Source organism: Paenibacillus swuensis (genome assembly GCF_001644605.1).
GTDB lineage: Bacteria > Bacillota > Bacilli > Paenibacillales > DY6 > Paenibacillus_N > Paenibacillus_N swuensis.
In genome coordinates this window covers 1830231-1850180 of record NZ_CP011388.1, presented here as the reverse complement: position 1 = coordinate 1850180, position 19950 = coordinate 1830231, and the positions used below count along the sequence as shown (strand labels likewise).

Below are 19950 nucleotides of genomic sequence, written 5' to 3'. Positions count from 1 at the left end.
TTCATTGGCATCGAGGTAGTATGTGAAAGCTCAAGTGCTGGGTTATCCCATTAACTCGTGCTAATCCCAAATGCTGGGCTATCCCCCAGACTCAGTCGTCAACCACCGAGCTGACTGAAAGGGATAACCCAGCATTAGGCGTTTGCAAAGTACAACAGCTGGATAAGCTGCCGAGCTGACTGAAAGGGATAACCCAGCATTAGGCGTTTGCAAAGTACAACTGCTGGATAAGCTGGATAAGCTGCCGAGCTGACTGAAAGGGATAATCCAGCATTAGGCGTTTGCAAAGTACAACTGCTGGATAAGCTGCCGAGCTGACTGAAAGGGATAACCCAGCATTAGGCGTTTGAAAAATATAACTCCTGGATAAGCTGCCGAGCTGACTGAAAGGGATAATCCAGCGTTCGGCGTTTGCAAAGTATAACTCCTGGATAAGCTACCGAGCTGACTGAAAGGGATAATCCAGCGTTCGGCGTTTGCAAAGTACAACTGCTGGATAAGCTACCGAGCTGACTGAAAGGGATAACCCAGCATTAGGCGTTTGCAAAGTATAACTCCTGGGTAAGCTGCCGAGCTGACTGAAAGGGATAACCCTGCACACCGCGCCTGCCAAACACGCAACACCCAGACAAGTTACCCAGCTCCTAATCGATCCCCAACCTTCGATACTCCGACGGATTCATCCCATAAAAACGCGTAAACTGTTCCGTAAAATAAAACGGACTCGCAAACCCGACATCCTCCGCAATCTCCTGCACCTGCCGGTCGGTGTAATGGAGGAGGCGGCCTGCTTGTTTCAGCCTCATTTTGAGCAAAACTTCAATGATGGAATCCCCGACCTGCTCTTTAAACAAATGCGACAGCCTCGAAGGCGACAAGTGCACGGCTTTGGCCAATGCGGTCACCCGGTGCTGGTCCTTTAAGTTTTCCGCCATCCGCCTGAGCACGTCCTGAACCCGGTGATCCATTCCGTTCTCCGTCTGCCAGGCTTGTTGCCGCGCGGCTAACATCAGCACTTCAAGCAAGCTGTTCTGTGCCAAAGCTTCTCCGTACCTGCCCCCTTGCCGGTTGTCTTCAATCATTCGTCGAAACGCACTGTAGATTCGCTCCCGCGTATCCGTTAAATCAATCTGCGTCATCAACATTCCTTTCAGTGGTTCAGACCAGAGCAGGTACTGCGGCCAATCCGCTTTAGGCAAAAAGTGAGCCCAATAAAAATTCCACCGGCCCCCTGAAAAGGTCGTGTAATGATGCATGGTGCCCGGCTTGATTAACGCAAGATCACCGGCTTTGCACACAATGGACTCCTCCCCGACCCGGAACACCCCTTCACCGGAAACCGTCGCAATGACCAGCCAATCCCGCGTCCCGTCCGGACGATAGGCGAAATAATCTTCTTTTTGCTCAAAATAGTCACAAATAAACAACCCGGCGGGCGGAGCCGTGGTATGCGCCAATTCAAGTTCCTTCGACATTGATTTCTCCTTAAGTTCATAGGATTCAGTTCGTCTCTTCCCACTATCGCACACAAAAACTACATCCGTCCATATCCAGCCTTTATGGCTCCATAGGCAAAAAGTCGGGAAAAGTGTATGATTTAAGTAAAACGTTTACTGGAGGCATATACAACCTATGGGTATTCTTATAAATGAACAACAACTGACGTTTCATCTTCAATCGCGCGGCACCAGTTATATTCTGCAAATACATGAAATGGGCTTCTTGACGCATCTGTATTGGGGCCGACGACTGCAAGCCTTCCAACCGGAACAGCTTCTGACTTACGCCCAGCGCTGTTCTTTCCATCCCACGCCCGATAAGTCCAAACTGATGACGCTGGACACGCTGCCGCAGGAATATCCGGTATACGGTACGTCGGATTTCCGTCAACCGGCCTACGGCGTAAAGTTGGCCAACGGCACTACCATTACGGAGTTACTGTATGTTTCGCATACGGTTTCAGCCGGTAAACCGGAGCTGGAGGTACTTCCCGCAACTTACGTGGAGGATGAGAGCGAAGCGGAAACGTTGGAAATTACAACGCTGGACAAGCTGACCGGACTCAAAGTTATTCTTTCCTATACGGTGTTCAGCGAGTTGGACGCGATTACGCGCTCGGTCCGCTTCGTCAACGAAGGTACGGACAATCTAGAATTGCAACGCGCGCTTAGCGCCAACGTGGATTTCCCGCATAAAGACTTTGACCTGCTGCACTTGGCGGGAGCATGGGCCAAGGAACGCAATGTCGCAAAGCGTCCGCTCACGGTCGGTACGCAATCCATTGAAAGCCGCCGCGGCTCCAGCTCGCACCAACACAACCCCTTCTTGGCTCTAATGAGCAAGGACGCGGGAGAAGAGCAGGGAGATGTATACGGATTCAGTTTAGTGTACAGCGGAAATTTCCTTGCAAGCGTGGAAGTGGACGCTTACGATACAGCCCGCGTATCCATGGGAATTAACCCGTTTGATTTCTCCTGGCTGCTCGAGCCGGGGCAATCGTTCCAAACGCCGGAGGCGGTGTTGGTGTATTCGCCGGAAGGACTCGGAGGCATGTCGCGCCGTTTCCATAAGCTTTACCGTACCCGTCTTTGCCGTGGACTGTACCGCGATGAAGTGCGTCCGGTGCTGGTCAACAACTGGGAAGCGACTTACTTTAACTTCAATGCTGAGAAGATCGAAGATATCGCCAAAGCCGGCAAAGAGCTGGGCATTGAGTTATTTGTTCTCGATGACGGCTGGTTCGGCAAGCGTGACTCAGACAACAGCTCCCTGGGAGATTGGATCGTCGACCGCAAGAAACTCCCGAACGGGTTGGAGGATCTCGTCAAGAGGGTGCGAGACATGGAGATGCAGTTCGGCTTGTGGTTCGAGCCGGAAATGGTTTCACCCGACAGTGACCTGTACCGGGCTCATCCCGACTGGTGCCTGCACGTACCGGGACGCCGCAGAACCGAAGGACGCCAACAGCTCATCCTTGATTTCTCGCGTAAGGATGTGTGTGACTATATCATCAAGTCACTGTCAGATGTACTATCCAGCGCTCCTATAACTTACGTGAAGTGGGATATGAACCGCAATATGACGGAGATTGGCTCGGCATTGCTCCCTGCGCAACGTCAACGCGAGACCGCGCACCGTTATATGCTTGGATTGTACCGCGTATTGGAGGAAATCACGACGAAATTCCCGCATATCCTGTTCGAAAGCTGTTCCGGCGGGGGAGGCCGGTTCGATCCGGGGATGTTGTATTACATGCCGCAAACCTGGACGAGCGATAACACCGATGCGATCAGCCGTCTGAAAATTCAGTACGGTACAAGCATGGTGTACCCGATCAGCTCCATGGGCTCCCACGTCTCCGCGGTTCCTAATCATCAGGTTCACCGCATGACATCCCTCGATATGCGAGGCAATGTGGCCATGTCCGGCAACTTCGGTTATGAGCTGGATTTAACGCAATTTACGGAAGAAGAGAAAAGTACCGTGAAGGCGCAGGTCGCATTCTACAAGGAAGTGCGGTCGCTGGTACAGCAAGGCGATTTCTACCGATTGCTCAGTCCGTTTGAAGGCAATGAGACGGCCTGGATGTTCGTCTCCGAAGATCAGCGCGATGTGTTCGCGGCATACTTCCGCGTGCTGGCGGAGCCGAATGATGCCATTCGCCGGCTGCGTTTCAAGGGCTTAGATCCGAACCACAGCTACAAGGTGGCTGAAACAGGTCAGGTGTACGGCGGCGATGTGCTGATGTATGCGGGCTTGGTATTGCCGGAGCTGCATGGTGATTACCAAAGCGCGGTTTGGCGTTTGCAAGCCGTAGAATAAGCGAGTTCAGCAAACAGCCCTCCCTGGGATTCTCGGGAGGGCTGTTTCCATTATCAACTTTAAACTTTACCGCTCTTCCCCAGCACCTGACCTGTCCTTACTTCCAGAAGCATCAATTCCTCATTCCCGACAACGCGAATGCTGTGGTCAACACCTCGCGGGATCTGTACGCTTTCACCCGGTGCCAATTCGCGTATAAGCTTCCCTGAACTGACTTCCCCGCGTCCTGTCAGCACCACCCAAACGAGATCGCTTGTCGCATAAACTTGTTTTCCAATCACTTCCCCGGGACGAACGTTTAGCTTGCGAGTGATCGTTTCCAGGCTGCCGGTCAGCGTGAAATCCAACACTGTGGACTCACCCCAGCTCCACTCCTCATACATCGCAACAGGCAACGGAGCACGCAGAAGTTCCTCTTTTATGCGGGCGCTGCTTTCCTTATCGGCAACAAGGATGCCGTCAGGACCCGCGGCGATAATCGCGTTGCTGATATTGATAACATGCACAGGCACAGACAGCTCATTAACCAGATGGGTGTTAACGCTGTCGGGCGACACGGTTCCAAAGCCGGATACTTGTCGGTCAAACAGCTCCGTTAACGTCCCCCACTGCCCCAAGTCCGTCCATGCGCCGCAATAGGGAACAACGACGGCATTACCCGATTTCTCGGCAATCTCCTTGTCGAAGCTAAGCTCCGTCAGTCCAGGATATTGCAAGAGCATATCTTCAAACTTCCAAGGAAAACCGGCGGCTTTCATCTTATCCAGCATGAATCCCAATTGGAAAGCGAATACGCCGCAATTCCACAACGCTCCTTGCCGAACTAAACCCATGGCGTGCTCTTCTTCAGGTTTTTCCACAAACCGGTCTACCTGTAGCACATCCCCGCTCCGAATATCGCTGCCCACCTTCGGCACGATGTACCCAAACTGCTCCGAAGGTTGCGAAGGCACGGTGCCCAAGAAAGCCAAATCGGCTTTTGTTGCATCCAGAACTTTAGGCAACTTCGATAAAGCAATGAAATAGCCGTCCTCCGCGAATACATCCGCCGGCAACACGATCAGAACCTCATCGGAACGAAGTCCCAACTGAGCATGGATGAAGGCAGCCACAAGGGCAACCGCCGTGAAGGTCCCTTTCTTCATCGGTTCGGCCAGAATCGGAACCGAATACCCGATATGATTGCGGGTAATTTCAACCTGGGACGCATGCGTGACAATGATCGTCGAGCTGAGCAAGCCCGACGCCTCCAACTGACGGCATACCCGTTGAATCATGGATTCCGGTTGACCGTCGGGAGCAGTGAGTTGTTTTAGGTATATTTTGGACCGGACATCATTCGACAGAGGCCATAATCGCTTGCCCGAACCTCCGCACAGTAACACAACTCTCACTTCAACACCTCCTGGATTTGCGGTTAAGACTTGCTAACCTTTGCGCGCGATGCTGTAACCTTTGCGTTTATGAAAGGAAAGTGAACGATATTTGCCGGCATAAGCTTTCTTTTGAGACGCTGTCAGGGAGGCGACGCTGCGGTGCAGACTCAGGTTCAGACACTTGCGAAATCGGATCCCCCCCGGATCCTGAGCGTGAAATACGTTGCCGTAGGTTTCGAATTCCGAAAAACCGAATTGCTGTGTACGGTCAATGCTGCGCAGGATGGCGCGATACCAAGGCATGCCGTGCCTGGCTTCGATTCGTTTCTTCAAAGCTGCCACCTTGGCGCGTTCAAACAGCATGTAATGCGCTACAAAAGAATGAGGCGCTTTAGCGGAAGTTCCCATTAATTTGCGATGTGTGCGGAAATATTCGGGCTGGCTCCACTTGCGGTAGTAGAACACAGTCTTACCGTCCGATTTAAACGTATGGGGACGGATCAAGATCGTGTCCGCATCAATAACCAGGTAATGGCTTGCGGTGCACACCCGGTCGCCGCTCAGCTTTAATAACTGCTGCAGTAACCAGCCGGAACGATCCCAGCGGGCGGAGCGGTAGTGGATATCTTTTTTGGAAATGGGCAGCACGGTGCCTTCATGGACGAAATTGCAGCTTTTACGCGCGCACATACGGCGGATCTTGGAACTTTCAGGCGAAACAATGTAAATGGTGCCGAGGGGGTGCCGCACGTATTTACGCAAACTGTCTATAACATAGGGCAGGGTGCCCAGGTCTTTCTCAATTGCAGGTATAAACACATCAATCTTCAAGCGATCATCTCCGTCTCCATCACAGTTGCTGCACCTTCAGGAACAGTTTTAACCATGGTATGTACAAGGGTGAAAATTGGAGTGGGTCAAACCGGACAATGGACTTTTGTGGATTCGGCAACCGCTTACCTTTCGTCTTTACATATCATTAAAGTTTTAAGCCACTTTAGTTAACAAATGACGTTTATACTTGTCCTCGAATTCATTCAGCTTAGGAGGACAAACATGAGTACAACAGGGTACAGAAAACGATTGAGCGCATTATTAAGTTTTATCATGGTTTTAACCGTCATTTTACCTATGGGACAAGCCCTGGCGGCAGCTCAAACGACTGCGATAGGTCAAGTATTGGACGAACGCAGCATGGAGCTTGCACCGGGAGCCACGTATACGAACTATGATTTACAAATGTCCAGGGGACCGCAAAAAGTTCACGCGGTGGAATTTAACCCGGCAAACAACCCAGCGCTCGCGTTAGAGCCGGGAATGACAGACGGCAAGGTTTACGGTATGCAAGGCGTTACCAAGATGGCCTCGGATGCCGACAAGACGGGCAACCGGGTCATTGCTGCCGTCAATGGGGATTTCTATGATTTATCGACAGGCGTTCCGCTCGGTTTGTTCATGGGCGGAGGCAAGATCCTGACAAGTCCGCCTTCGAACTGGTTCGCCTTCGGCATCAAGCCGGACGGTTCAACGCTGTATGGACCCAGTCCGGAACTGGCCCGTACGGTTACGATTCAAGGAACCACGACGCCTATTTCGCACATTAACCGGTTAAGAAGCACAGACGCACTCATCCTGTATTCTTCAGATTTTCATACTTCTACAACAACGAACGACCTCGGCGATGAAGTGGTATTGGACATCGTTTCCGGTGAACTGAAAACCGGAAGTACGATGACGCTCCGCGTCAAAGAGGTACATAAGAATAAAGGCAACACGATGTTGGCTCCAGGCCAGGTCGTGCTGTCCGCATCGGGCACGAAGCGGTCCGTATTGAACGGGTTACAGGCGGGTGATGAAGTGACCGCCAGCTTTCAATTAGAACAAGCTTGGCAGAATGTTACCATGTCGATCGGGGGTAATGTACTGCTTGTACAAGACGGCAATGTCATTCCTCAAGGGGATACCTCCCTCGCACCGAGAACCGCCATCGGGACTAAAGCGGACGGATCCGTTGTCATGCTTGAGATGGACGGCAGACAGCCGGGAGTCAGTGAAGGCATGCAACTGCAGGAAGTCGGACAGTTGATGAAAGATATGGGCGTAGTCAACGCGCTGAATCTGGACGGCGGCGGTTCCTCTACGTTCGTTGCGCGCTTACCGGGAGAGACTGCGCGTAAAGTGTTGAACCGACCTTCCGACGGCAGCGAGCGCAAGACAGCGAATGGCATATTGCTTGTGAATCGGGCGCCCGAAGGCCCCGCGTCCAGATTAGTGGTGAAGCCGAGTACAGAGCGGGTACTGACGGGCTCATCGTTTACCTTTAGTACAGCGGGTATCGATGCGCAAGGACATCCGGCTTCCTTTACAGGGACTCCCGTTTGGACGGTAAATCCGTCCATAGGCGCCATCGATAACGCCGGACAATTTACAGCGGGCATGGTGCCGGGTGTAAGCGAAATTAATGTCGCGGCGGATGGATTGACAGGCATAGGTAATGTGGAAGTTGTAAATCAGTTAACGGAGCTCAAGTTTGCGGATGCGGAAAAAACGCTGGGTTCCGGATCTTCGGAGAAAATAAACGTTATCGCGCTTCGTAACGGGCAAGTTATTCAAGCAGCCAACAATCAAATGGAATGGAGCGTGGAAGGACCGATCGGGACCATTACCGCTGACGGTGTTTTCACCGCTACAACGGAAACCGAAAAAACCGGTAAGATTATTGTGAAATACAAAGGGATTGAAGCCTCCCTGAATGTAAACGTGGGATTGCCGCCGGTTATATTGGAGGACTTTGAAACAAACCTGGATCGCTACTATCCTTCGGCAGGAGCGCAATATAATACCACGACGGTTAGCCTCGAGTCCGAGGAAGAGTTCGTTCGTTTCGGCAACAAAGCGTTAAAGCTGGCCTATGATTTTACGGGCAAACCCGGCACGTCCGGTGCTTACCTGCAAGCCAAGAATGCGGCCAATTATATACAAATTCCCGGGTACCCTGAGAAAATCAGTATGTGGGTTTATGGCGACGGTAACAAGCACTGGCTACGGGCTCAATTGCGCGACCCGAAAGGAGCAATCGGGTTAGATTTTGTAGATCAGACGATCGGCGTGGATTTCAAAGGGTGGAAGTACATGGAGGCTGCGGTTCCGAAAGGGCGAGCATTGCCGCTGACGATGGATATGCCGGTGAGATATATGGAAACTCAGGCAGCCAAGAAGGATGCCGGCGCCATCTACGTGGATAATATTCGCGCGCTGTACGGTCCGGCCAAGGATGATATGGATCCGCCGATAATCAAGAAAATAAGTCCTGCACAAAGCGGTATTACAGCGGATTCAACACCTGTGATTACGGCTTACGGTGAAGATTACGGATACAATCAAGCTACACATCCTGGGACGACACTAATTGATCCGGACAAAATACGTATGTACGTGGACGGCAGTCTGGTTCCTCATGCGCTGTACCCGCCGGAAGGAAAGATTCATTACACACCTAATGTTCCGCTGGCGGACGGCGTACATCAAGTGAAGGTTCAAGTGAAAGACTTGTCAGGTAACCAAACAACGAAAGAATGGACCTTTCAAGTGGATACGGACTCGGCTAAACTGAGTTTTACGACGCCGCCAACCGTGTATTCCGGTCATATTTACGCATTACAAGTTACAGCGGAGAAAGTAAAAAGCATAAGGAATGCTCAAGTGGAATGGGGCTTCGATCCTTCAAAAATAGAAGATGTGCACATTGTGCACGGAGCTAAACTAAGCGGGGCTAACGTCTCTTCCGTCATTAATTCAACCTATGGAACGGTTCAATTGAACATGAACAATATTCATCTTACGGATTTAAACGATACCGATGAGTTTATCAGTATTCAATATAAGGTGAAACCAACGGCGAAGGATGCCAACCTGTTCCGATTCGTGAAAGGAATCATTCAGTTCACGGATACAGGAGATACCGCATTTCCTTTCTTTGGACTTCCGATTTCATCCGAAATCAGACAGCATCTGCAGTTGGAATGGGATCCTAATGGGGTGGCGCAGGGCTTTTTCACATCCATCTCTGTAAAAGATGAGCAAGGACTTCCTGTGCAGGGAGCTGCTATATTAGCAGACGGAGCCAGCATAGGCGTTACAGATGCGCAAGGGAAGCTCATGACATCGACATTGACACAGACAGTCAAAGAATATCAACTTCAAGCTAAGAAAAACAATCAATACAGCGCAGTCATGCCGTTCAAAGTGTTCAAGCTGGCCGGCAGCGCGGTCCCTCATAATATCAGTGTGGGTATGGGTGACGACGCGGCAACTTCAAGAAAATTCATATGGCATACCCACCCGTTGACGGAAGAGACGGTTGTTGAACTTGTGGAAGAGAAGAAATTCACCGATTTTAACGCTTCCAACGTCGAGAAGTATACAGGAAATACTTCGTTGTATAACACGCTTGACCTGGGAACGGTGCGGGTTCATAAAGCGGAAGCAAACAAACTGAAGCAGGGTACTTCTTATGTGTATCGGGTTGGGGACGGCAAAGGGAACTACAGCGCCCAAGGTAAATTCTCAACAGCAAGCAACAGTGAGGGCGCGATGAAGTTTCTCTATTTTGCGGACTCCCAGGCCAGTGATTTAAAGGGATATCAGCTTTGGGGAAATACGGTCCAAAAGGCGATGGACGAACATCCCGATGCTCAGTTCGTCATGCATGCCGGAGACATGGTGGATAAAGGCTACTTGGAGAATGAATGGAACATGTGGTACAGCACCGCTCAGGAACAGTTGCTCAAAACCACATTGGTATCGGTGATTGGTAATCACGAATATTCGGATAAAACCGGTAACAGTGATTTTAACGCTCATTTTAATCAGGCAGGCAATGGATTAGAGAATCTGAAGGGCACGAACTTCTCGTTTAATTATAAAAATGCGCATTTTGTCGTGCTTAACAGCGAACGGGACTATGAAGCACAGAAAGAGTGGCTGGAGAAGGATCTGGCGCAGTCAAAATCCAAATGGACAATTGCTATGTTCCACAGAGGTCCTTACGGCAGTATTTATGATACGTTAGATGTGCGGAACCTATGGGCGCCTGTGTTGGAAGCGAACGGAGTCGATCTGGTTCTGAACGGACATGATCATATTTACTTACGTACCCATCCGATGAAAGGCGGCAAAATCGTTCCGGACGGACAAGGCACAAATTATGTTGTGGCCGGATCAACAGGACCGAAATTCTATTCATTGACGGAGCGTCCATGGCAAAAGGTTACGGATGCGGAATTAACGCAAATGTACGCGTCTATTGAAATCACTAAAAATACTCTTACATTTATCACGAAGACGGTTGGCGGACGGGTCGTTGACTCGTTTACGCTCGGGAAACAAGAAGAATCGGAGTCGATCCGGTTGGACAAGCCAGAGGTTAAGCTAAAGGCGGGAGAGCAAACGAAGCTTCAAGCGACGGTATCTCCGGATAGCGCTGATCAAAGCGTGACATGGTCGGTATACAGTTCACAACCTGCCGCAGGCAGCACGGGTTCCGTAGTTTCCGTTCAACCTGACGGAACAGTGCTTGCAATCGCAGAGGGAAATGCGGTGGTGAGAGCCGCCAGTGTCGTCCATAATGTGTACGCGGACAGCCTTATTACCGTGGAGCCGGGGCCTTCGGTAACACCCGAAGTTACCGGATTATCGTTGACCGGTAAAGCTTCATATGTCATTGGAGAATCTGCACCCACTGTGTTGGAAAGTGTATATTCCAACGGCACAACCGCTGTTGTAAATAACGGAGCCTTATATACCAGCAGTGACTCAAGCGTAGCCACAGTTAACGAGTCCGGGAATATCCTGGCTGTTGGCGAAGGAACATCTGTGATCTCCGCCGTGTATGGTGGATTTAGGACTTCTATGAGTATTGAGGTTAAGGCGAAACCTTCCGAACCGGATCCGAAACCGGACCCAAATCCGAAACCGGACCCGGATTCGAACCCGGATCCAGGTCCTGAGCCGGTTGTTCCTCCGGTCATTCCAAATCGGGAGATTCGGGAAGTAAACGGCGAAATGTTAAAGAACTCGAGGCAAGGACAGGCATACGTTCTTGAACTTACGAAAGAAATACGAAAACTTATTCTCCCCGGTAATAGCTTGGACCTGCTCAACGATTTACCTTTAATCATTAAGCATGATCAGTATTCCTTAAGTGTGCCGGCAGATGTTTTGAAAGAATTACTCAAACTTATCCCTGCTGATCAGCTTGCTTCTGCGAAAATAACACTGGATATGGATGTTGTCGATCGTTCCGAAGTGCAGCAAATGATGATTCGGGCAGAACAACAAACTTCAGCCAAATTGAAACTTGCTGGGGATATTCTGGATTTCTCGTTATCGATTATTACCGCAGATGGTACTAAGAAAGCATTAACAGAATTTAAAACGCCGATAGAGATTACACTTCTGGTAAATTCGGAAGGAAAAACCGATCTGGCGGGTATGTATTATTTTGCGGATAACGGAACTATCGAGTATGTAGGAGGTAAGCTGAGAGACGGTAAGCTGACAGCATCCGTTCATCACTTCAGTAAGTACGGAGTTGTGGAATATGCTGCGGAATACGCTGATTTACCTTCTGATCATTGGGGAGGGCATGCTGTTGCCATCATGTCATCCAAGCATATTGCCAAAGGCGTTGGGTCCGATCAGTTCGCACCGAAGCGGAAGACAACCCGTGCGGAGTTCGCCGCATTAGTAGTGCGCATGTTGGGGATTAAGGCAGACTCAGCCCTTTCCTTCACGGATGTGCCTGGAAACGTTTGGTATGCGGATGAAGTGAAAGCGGCGGCTCATGCGGGTATTGTTACAGGCACCGGGGTTAATCAATTTAGCCCGGACGCGTTTTTGACTCGTCAAGAGATGGCTTTAATGCTGATAAAGGCTTACGAGTACGCAGCCACAGTTAAAGTTTCCCCTTCTGCAAAAAGCGAATTTAATGACATTTCTCAAACGCCAGCGTGGGCCAAAGAAGCCATTGCGGCGACCAAGGAACTGAATCTGCTGCAGGGGCAGGGGAACAATAACTTCAATCCTCAAGGAACTGCAACCAGAGCGGAAAGTATTAAAGCGTTACACAATCTTTATATGCTGTTGGATCAAGCATAACTTTATATTAACCCGGACCCTTACTGCATTCATGTGGTAAGGGTTTTTATTATGCATAAAAAAACAAACAAATACCAACTAAACGCAAAACAATACATTGACTTTACGTTGCATTAATACTGACATGACAATCTCGCTTTAAAGTAACAAGGAAACCAAACCTGTTGCTGAAGGAGATTATTCAATTGACACAATTCTTGTACCCTCCGCTTAAAGGTGAAGGGGATATTAACTTTTCCGCAAGCAGAGATCAATGGAGGGCGCGTCAAAGTGATGCGGCGCGCCGACTTTTAGACGATGACGAGCGCTACTTTCTCCATCAATCCTTATCCACGCCATGTTTGCAGGTTCTGGAGTCATGTGAAGGCATCTATATTCAAGATGTGGATGGTAAAAGATACATGGACTTTCACGGCAATAACGTTCATCAAGTGGGTTACCGCAATCCTTATGTGATAGAAGCTGTTAAAGAGCAACTGGACATTCTGCCGTTTTCACCGCGCAGATTCACCAATAGACCGTCCATCGAGCTCGCGCGCAAACTGGCCGAACTTGCCCCGGGTTCCCTGAACAAAGTGCTGTTTGCACCCGGAGCAACTTCAGCCATCGGCATGGCCTTGAAGTTGGCTCGCCTGGTCACGGGCAAGCATAAGACGCTGTCCATGTGGGACGCCTTTCACGGCGCGTCCCTGGACGCTTTATCGGTCGGCGGTGAAGCCCTTTTCCGCAGCGGGCTGGGTCCGCTTATGCCGGGATCGGAACATGTGCCGCCGTTCAATTCCTATCGGTCTTCTTTTGGACAAGACAATGATGAAGAGCTTTCCTTGCGATACCTCCAATATGTGCTGGAGAAAGAAGCGGGAGAAATCGGCGCGGTGATCATTGAAACGGTTAGGAACACGGATGTACAAATTCCTCCTATGGACTACTACAAGAAGGTGCGGGCGTTGTGCGACAGGCATGGCGCATTGCTCATTCTGGACGAAACCGCCATTGCTCTTGGACGCACAGGCACAATGTTCGCATTCGAGCATTATGGTGTTGAACCGGACATGGTCGTCATCGGGAAAGGTTTGGGCGGGGGTGTTATGCCCCTGGCCGCGCTCATAGTAAAGGAACATTTGGATATTGCGGGATACACATCACTCGGTCATTATACACATGAAAAATCACCCTTAGGTGCCGTTGCAGCCCTTGCTACCATTCGCTATATCGAGGAGAACCAACTTCTTCAACATGTACTCGAGATGGAAACCTATCTACGGAAGGAACTCCTACAACTTCAACACAAACACAACCTTATCGGCGACATCCGTCTGATCGGCATGTTGGCCGGCATCGAACTGGTGACGAACCGGGTGACGAAAGAGAAGGCGGTCGACGAAGCGGAGAAGATCTTGTATCACTGTCTGGAACGCGGACTTAGCTTTAAAGTGTCCCAGGGAAATGTACTGTCGCTCTATCCGCCGTTAATTACTTCGAAAGGGCAGCTTCAGGTTGCTCTATCGATATTAGACGAAGCTTTCACAATGAAAAACAACTAAAAACAAATAAAAACAATTTCTTTACATGTAATTGATATTGTTTTAACAAAACCTATTTATACTGAAATTGTCTTCGAAAGAGGGCGCAAATTCGTGGTAAACCATTGGAGGAGAAGAGAAATCATGAAGAAGTGGTTGAGTACTGCAGTAATGATGGTGGGGATCATTTCAATGTTGGCTGCTTGCGGTAACGGCAACAACACAAACGCAACAAAGGAATCGAACGGGGCTAAGCCTGCGACTGAAACAGCGGTTGCCGAGAACAAGGAGATTACGGTCTACACCGCACTGGAAGATGATCAGATTCAAGCTTACCTGGAATCTTATAAGACGGCCTACCCGGATGTAAAAGTGAACATTGTTCGTGACTCCACTGGCATTATCACAGCGAAGCTATTGGCAGAGAAAGATAACCCGGTAGCCGACGTAGTTTGGGGCACGGCCGCAACAAGTTTACTTGTACTCGACCAGAACGGCATGTTGGAAGGTTACTCTCCCAAAGGTGTAGAGAAAGTACTGCCTGAATTTAAAGATAACAAAGAGCCTGCACACTGGGTCGGAATCGATGCGTGGGAGACCGCCTTCGCTGTAAATACAGTTGAACTTGAGAAGAAGGGCGTCGCGGTTCCTAAATCATATGCAGACCTGATTAAACCGGAATACAAAGGCATGATCGTGATGCCGAACCCCGCTTCCTCCGGAACCGGTTTTCTGACCGTATCAGGATTGTTGCAGTTGATGGGTGAAGAAGAAGCCTGGAAGTACATGGACAAGCTGAACGAGAACATGGCAAGCTACACGCATTCCGGATCCAAGCCGGCTAAACTTGCGGGCACCGGTGAATATCCAATCGGCATTTCCTTCGGATATCGTTCCATTCAAGAGAAACAGAAGGGCGCTCCGCTGGAGGTTGTGTTCCCGACAGAAGGTTCCGGATGGGACGTAGAGGCGAATGCGTTGATGAAGAAAGAGAATATCAAGCCTGAAGCCAAAGCGTTCCTGGATTGGGCCATTTCCGCAGAGCCTATGAAGAAATATAACGAAAACTACGCCATCATTTCAATCAAAAATGAGTCCGCAGCCATCCCAGAAGGGTACACGGCGGACCCGGTCAGCCAATTGATCAAGAACGATCTGAACAAAGCCGCTGAAACACGTGAAGCTACACTCGCGGAATGGACGAAGCGATACGACGCGAAAAGCGAGCCTAAAGAATAACCATTAGCCCGATGTTGAAGGAGGAACATTGCTCTATGCCTCATACCTATTTATCCATCGAAGGTATCCGCAAGTCATTCGGATCGTTCACAGCCCTGGAGCCTATACACATCGAGATCCCGAAGAATGAGTTCGTATGCTTGCTGGGCCCGAGCGGTTGCGGCAAAACGACTTTGCTCCGAATTATAGCCGGATTGGAAGTGCCGGAAGGCGGGCGCGTTACGGTAGCAGGCAAGGACATTACGTCCTTGCCTCCCGCTAAACGGAACGCGGGCATGATGTTTCAATCGTACGCCTTGTTTCCGAATTTAACGGTTGCACAGAACGTCGCCTACGGTCTGAAAGAGAAGAAGATGTCCAAGGGTCAGATTCAAGACAAAGTCAAGGAAGTGCTTGCCATGGTTGACCTCGAGTCCGCGATGCAGAAGTATCCTTCCCAGTTGTCCGGCGGACAGCAACAACGTGTGGCTTTAGCCAGAGCGGTAGCGTTGTCCCCTGACTTTCTGTTGCTCGACGAACCTCTTTCGGCGCTTGACGCCAAGGTGAGGCAGAAGCTGCGTCAGGAAATTCGCCGGCTGCACGAGCAACTGGGCATGACAACCATTATGGTGACGCACGATCAAGAGGAAGCATTGACCATGGCGGACACCATTGTCGTCATGAATAACGCGCAAGTGATTCAAATCGGTACACCCGAGGAAGTGTATGAACGGCCGAACAGCCGGTTTGTCGCCGATTTCATCGGCGCGGTTAATTTTATTGAAGAGCATCGAGGCCAAGCGCCGCGGGCAGGAGTTTTACAATCATCGGACAGTATGGCCATTCGCCCTGAGCATATCCGCATTCATTTGAAGCCGGAGCAGGGAAGTCAGGAAGCTTTCATTGAGAACATGGAATTTCGCGGCGCATTCTATCGGATCACCTTAAGGCCGCTGACTACAGAGGGTTTTTACGCAGACAACGGCATCATCACGGATGTGAACACCACAACCATTAAACAACTTGGGCTTGAACGTAACCGCCGCGTTTACTTCCGGCTGCCTCAAGAGCATATCATTCGGTTCGGGCCGATCCCTCAGATTCAGACTGAGGTGGTCGTATGAAAGCGGCGAATTCCTATAGAAGGTTCAATGGCTCGCAGGTCGCAATCCTGCTCATGATGGCAGGCTTATGCATCGCCATTCTGTTCCCGTTGTTCTCCCTGTTCAGCAAAGCGTTTACGGATAGTAAGGGAAATTACGTGGGTTTAAACAACTTTGTACACTATTTCTCCACGCCCGCATTACTGCAATCATTACAAAATACGCTATACATTTCGGTTATCTCATCGATGATTGCGGTCACTTTAGCTTTCGGGTTCGCCTACGCGCTGACGCGTACGAACATTCGGGGCAAAATGGTGTTCAAGACCGTTGCCTTGCTGCCGTTGTTCGCGCCGACCATGATGCACGGGATTGGACTAACCTATCTGTTCGGCAATCAAGGTCTCATTACGACAGGTTTTTTCGGGGCGATTCCGCTTCATTGGGACATTGAACTGTATGGTCCGGTCGGCATTATTTTGTCAGAAGTGTTGTATACGTTCCCTCAGGCTTATTTAATTATGGCCGTATCGCTCGCCTTTGCGGACTACAATCTGTATGAAGCGGCGAAGACGATGGGAGCAAGCAAGTGGAGGACGTTCCTGACCGTAACGATTCCCGATGTGAAATACGGGATCATCTCTTCCGTTTTCGTCTGTTTCACTCTGGCCTTCACCGATTTCGGCGCTCCGAAAGTCGTGGGCGGATCTTATAATGTACTAGCAACCGATATCTACAAACAAGTTATTGGCCAGCAAAATATGGGTATGGGCGCAACGGTCGGCATGATCCTCATTATCCCCGCGGTACTGGCGTTTGTGGTGGATCGCATCGTGACACGCAAGCAGAACAACTCCATCAGCGCGAGAGCGGTGCCTTATCGAATTGAACCGAACCGCATAAGGGATGGACTGTTCCTTGCATATTGTCTGCTGATTTCCACAGCTGTTGCCATGCTCATCCTTACGGTATTTGCCGCGTCCGTTATTAAGATCTGGCCGTATAATCTTTCCTTCTCTCTCCAGCATTACGACTTCAGTAAAGTGGCGGGAGAGGGTCTAAAACCATTCTGGACGAGCTTGAAGATGTCGGCCTGGACAGCGGTCATCGGAACTGTGGTTACGTTCCTGGGGGCCTATCTTATTGAGAAAACCAAAGCATTTCCCATGCTTCGGCAGACCGGATATTTCCTCTCCATTCTGCCTCTGGCGCTGCCGGGTATGGTGATCGGACTTTCATATATTTTCTTTTTTAACAACGGGAATAATCCGTTGCACGGCATGTACGGAACGATCTGGATTCTCGTGCTGGCGAATCTGGCCCACTTCTATTCTGTGGCCTTTATTACAGCAACCGGCGCCTTGAAGAAGCTGGATCGGGAGTTCGAGATGGTATCCGATTCTATGGGTGTACCCATGTACCGAACTTTACTGCGTGTCACGATTCCGATGTGTTTGCCAGCCGTGCTGGAAATGGCGATGTACTTCTTCATTAACTCCATGGTTACCGTCTCCGCTGTCATGTTCCTGTACGGGGCAGACCTGAAATTAGCTTCCGTCTCGGTCGTCAATATGGATGATGCGGGGGATGTGGCTCCGGCAGCAGCCATGTCCGTACTAATTGTTATGGCGAACATCTTGGTACGCTTGCTGTATGAGGGAGCGACCTATCAACTGAAGAAAAGAACACAAGCTTGGCAATCACGAGAAGACTAGGGTTGGGAGAGATATAAGATGATTAAAGCCGTTATGCTGGATTGGGCGGGCACGATGGTCGATTACGGCTGTTTCGCACCATTGAATGTATTTGTTGACGTGTTCGCCCGCAGAGGCGTTGAAGTGACAGTGGAGGAAGCAAGACAGCCCATGGGCATGTTGAAGCGGGATCATATTCAGGCGATGTGCCGGATGGAACGCATTGCGGCGCTGTGGGAGCAGAAGTATGGCCGATTGCCTTCCGAAGAGGATATCGACGCGATTTATGCGGATTTTGAGCCGATGCTTTTCGGGATTCTCAAAGATTATGCCACACCGATTCCCGGAGCGCAGGAACTCGCCGCGCGGTTACGCGAACAAGGCATTTCCATCGGCTCCACAACAGGTTACACCCGGGCGATGATGGATATCGTAGCTCCAGCGGCGAAAGCGCAAGGGTACGCGCCTGATGCACTGGTTACACCGAATGAGGCGGCGGCGGGCAGGCCATATCCATGGATGATTTATCGTAACGCCGAGTTGCTTGGCGTCTATCCGATGGCAGCCATCGTGAAAGCGGGGGATACGGTCAGCGACATGGAAGAAGGCGTGAATGCCGGGTGTTGGACCGTCGGTGTTATTCTTGGAAGCAGCGAGCTCGGCATGACGGAAGCAGAGGTATCGGCATGTGGTTCCGACGAGTTAGCTAGGCGCAAAGCTGCCGCCAAAGAGCGTTTGATCTCGGCAGGAGCCCATTACGTAATTGAAGAGATTGGGGAGTTGGATCTTGTCATCCGTCAGATTAACGATCGCCTGGTGAGAGGAGAACGGCCATGACGGACAGAACTGGAATTGAAACAAATGATATGCACAAGTCTGCCTTAAGGCGCAGTATTCCGGATCTCACCGATCATTCGGAGATCGCCGATGAGGCTAGCATCCTTGACGCTAATGTAACTCCGCCCCGACCTTACCTGTTGCTCACCCCGGGACCGCTGACCACATCAAGCACCGTCAAGGAAGCGATGCTTCGGGACTGGTGCACGTGGGACAGCGACTACAACGGCCTCGTGCAGAGCATCCGCGCGCGCCTTGTGCGACTCGCCACCGATACCCCGGAGGGGTATACGGCGGTGCTCATGCAAGGCAGCGGCACCTTCAGCGTCGAGTCGGTCATCGGCACGGCCGTCCCGCGGGACGGCAAGTTGCTGGTGCTGACCAACGGCGCTTACGGGAACCGCATCGCACAGATCGCGCGCGTGTACGGCATCGCGCTCTCTGTGCTGGATTTCGGCGAAACATCGCCCGTTTCGCCGCAAGCGGTGGAGCAGCGACTGCGGGACGAGCCCGACATTACCCATGTCGCCGTCGTGCACTGCGAAACCACAACCGGGATGCTGAACCCGGTTGCCGAAACTGCCGCAGCGGTCAAGCAGCGCGGCAAAGTGCTCATCGTCGACGCGATGAGCTCCTTCGGCGGCATCCCGCTGGACGTGCATGCGCTGGGGATCGATTACCTGATCAGCAGCGCCAACAAGTGCATCCAGGGCGTGCCCGGCTTCGGCTTCGTCATCGCCCGAACCGGGGAGCTGGAGCGCTGCGATGGCCAAGCCCGTTCCCTTTCCCTGGATCTGTACGATCAATGGGCGACGATGGAAGCGGGCGGGGGCAAGTGGCGCTTCACCTCCCCGACCCATGTCGTGCGCGCCTTCGACCAGGCGCTCCGGGAACTCGAGCTCGAAGGCGGCCCGGCCGCCCGCCATCATCGCTACAGTCAGAACCAGCAGCTGCTGACCCAGGGGATGCAGCAGCTCGGCTTCTGCGCGCTCCTCCCGAAGCAATCGCAATCGCCGTTCATTACGGCGTTTCATTATCCCGCGTCGGAGCGCTTTTCCTTCGAACAACTCTACGCGCGTCTGAAATCTGCCGGGTTTGTCATCTATCCGGGGAAGATCAGCACAGCGGATACATTCCGGATCGGCAACATTGGCGAAGTGTACAGACAAGATATTTGTACATTATTGCAAGTCATGGAAGAACAGCTATTCTGGTAGGC

Annotated in this window: 11 protein-coding genes; 8 read left to right on the top strand and 3 right to left on the bottom strand. The window is 51.0% G+C overall.

Annotated features, from left to right (window positions below; genetic code table 11):
- Window positions 1–644: 644 nt before the first annotated feature.
- Window positions 645–1475 (bottom strand): helix-turn-helix domain-containing protein, encoded by an 831-nt coding sequence (locus SY83_RS08050; protein WP_068605770.1) that lies wholly within the window; start codon window positions 1473–1475, stop codon window positions 645–647.
- A 157-nt stretch (window positions 1476–1632) separates the two neighbouring features.
- On the opposite strand from SY83_RS08050, the gene SY83_RS08045 reads away from it, so the two are divergent.
- Window positions 1633–3822 (top strand): alpha-galactosidase, encoded by a 2190-nt coding sequence (locus SY83_RS08045; RefSeq protein WP_068605769.1) that lies wholly within the window; start codon window positions 1633–1635, stop codon window positions 3820–3822.
- A 59-nt stretch (window positions 3823–3881) separates the two neighbouring features.
- Here the strand turns inward: SY83_RS08045 and SY83_RS08040 are convergent, their stop codons facing one another.
- Together SY83_RS08040 and SY83_RS08035 are read right to left on the bottom strand one after the other, a co-directional pair.
- The gene (locus SY83_RS08040) at window positions 3882–5216 is read right to left on the bottom strand and encodes a sugar phosphate nucleotidyltransferase (RefSeq protein WP_068605768.1); all 1335 of its coding nucleotides are present in this window, start codon (window positions 5214–5216) and stop codon (window positions 3882–3884) included.
- A 33-nt stretch (window positions 5217–5249) separates the two neighbouring features.
- The gene (locus tag SY83_RS08035; protein WP_068605767.1) at window positions 5250–6029 is read right to left on the bottom strand and encodes a DUF6492 family protein; all 780 of its coding nucleotides are present in this window, start codon (window positions 6027–6029) and stop codon (window positions 5250–5252) included.
- A gap of 225 nt (window positions 6030–6254) precedes the next feature.
- On the opposite strand from SY83_RS08035, the gene SY83_RS08030 reads away from it, so the two are divergent.
- From SY83_RS08030 to phnW, 7 genes are all read left to right on the top strand, one after another.
- Window positions 6255–12356, top strand: a complete 6102-nt coding sequence (locus SY83_RS08030; protein WP_068605766.1) for a phosphodiester glycosidase family protein — start codon at window positions 6255–6257, stop codon at window positions 12354–12356.
- 185 nt (window positions 12357–12541) lie between these two features.
- Entirely contained in the window at window positions 12542–13900 is a 1359-nt protein-coding gene (gene pbfA, locus SY83_RS08025) for a (R)-1-hydroxy-2-aminoethylphosphonate ammonia-lyase (RefSeq protein ID WP_231891397.1), read from the top strand.
- 123 nt (window positions 13901–14023) lie between these two features.
- Window positions 14024–15118: a putative 2-aminoethylphosphonate ABC transporter substrate-binding protein gene (locus SY83_RS08020; RefSeq protein WP_068605765.1), complete on the top strand. Its 1095-nt coding sequence runs from the start codon at window positions 14024–14026 to the stop codon at window positions 15116–15118.
- A 35-nt stretch (window positions 15119–15153) separates the two neighbouring features.
- Window positions 15154–16221: a putative 2-aminoethylphosphonate ABC transporter ATP-binding protein gene (locus SY83_RS08015; protein WP_068605764.1), complete on the top strand. Its 1068-nt coding sequence runs from the start codon at window positions 15154–15156 to the stop codon at window positions 16219–16221.
- Window positions 16218–17915 (top strand): putative 2-aminoethylphosphonate ABC transporter permease subunit, encoded by a 1698-nt coding sequence (locus SY83_RS08010; RefSeq protein ID WP_068605763.1) that lies wholly within the window; start codon window positions 16218–16220, stop codon window positions 17913–17915. The genes SY83_RS08015 and SY83_RS08010 overlap by 4 nt, the downstream gene beginning before the upstream one ends.
- 18 nt (window positions 17916–17933) lie before the next feature.
- The gene (gene phnX / locus SY83_RS08005; RefSeq protein WP_082882392.1) at window positions 17934–18731 is read left to right on the top strand and encodes a phosphonoacetaldehyde hydrolase; all 798 of its coding nucleotides are present in this window, start codon (window positions 17934–17936) and stop codon (window positions 18729–18731) included.
- The gene (gene phnW, locus SY83_RS08000; protein ID WP_231891396.1) at window positions 18728–19948 is read left to right on the top strand and encodes a 2-aminoethylphosphonate--pyruvate transaminase; all 1221 of its coding nucleotides are present in this window, start codon (window positions 18728–18730) and stop codon (window positions 19946–19948) included. The genes phnX and phnW overlap by 4 nt, the downstream gene beginning before the upstream one ends.
- Window positions 19949–19950: the final 2 nt, after the last annotated feature.

Bases quoted from the DNA above. Each gene is read 5' to 3' on its own strand.
- SY83_RS08050 (WP_068605770.1), bottom strand. From the start codon at position 1,475: ATGTCGAAGGAACTTGAATTGGCGCATACCACGGCTCCGCCCGCCGGG.
- SY83_RS08045 (WP_068605769.1), top strand. From the start codon at position 1,633: ATGGGTATTCTTATAAATGAACAACAACTGACGTTTCATCTTCAATCG.
- SY83_RS08030 (WP_068605766.1), top strand. From the start codon at position 6,255: ATGAGTACAACAGGGTACAGAAAACGATTGAGCGCATTATTAAGTTTT.
- SY83_RS08020 (WP_068605765.1), top strand. From the start codon at position 14,024: ATGAAGAAGTGGTTGAGTACTGCAGTAATGATGGTGGGGATCATTTCA.
- SY83_RS08015 (WP_068605764.1), top strand. From the start codon at position 15,154: ATGCCTCATACCTATTTATCCATCGAAGGTATCCGCAAGTCATTCGGA.
- SY83_RS08010 (WP_068605763.1), top strand. From the start codon at position 16,218: ATGAAAGCGGCGAATTCCTATAGAAGGTTCAATGGCTCGCAGGTCGCA.
- phnX (WP_082882392.1), top strand. From the start codon at position 17,934: ATGATTAAAGCCGTTATGCTGGATTGGGCGGGCACGATGGTCGATTAC.
- phnW (WP_231891396.1), top strand. From the start codon at position 18,728: ATGACGGACAGAACTGGAATTGAAACAAATGATATGCACAAGTCTGCC.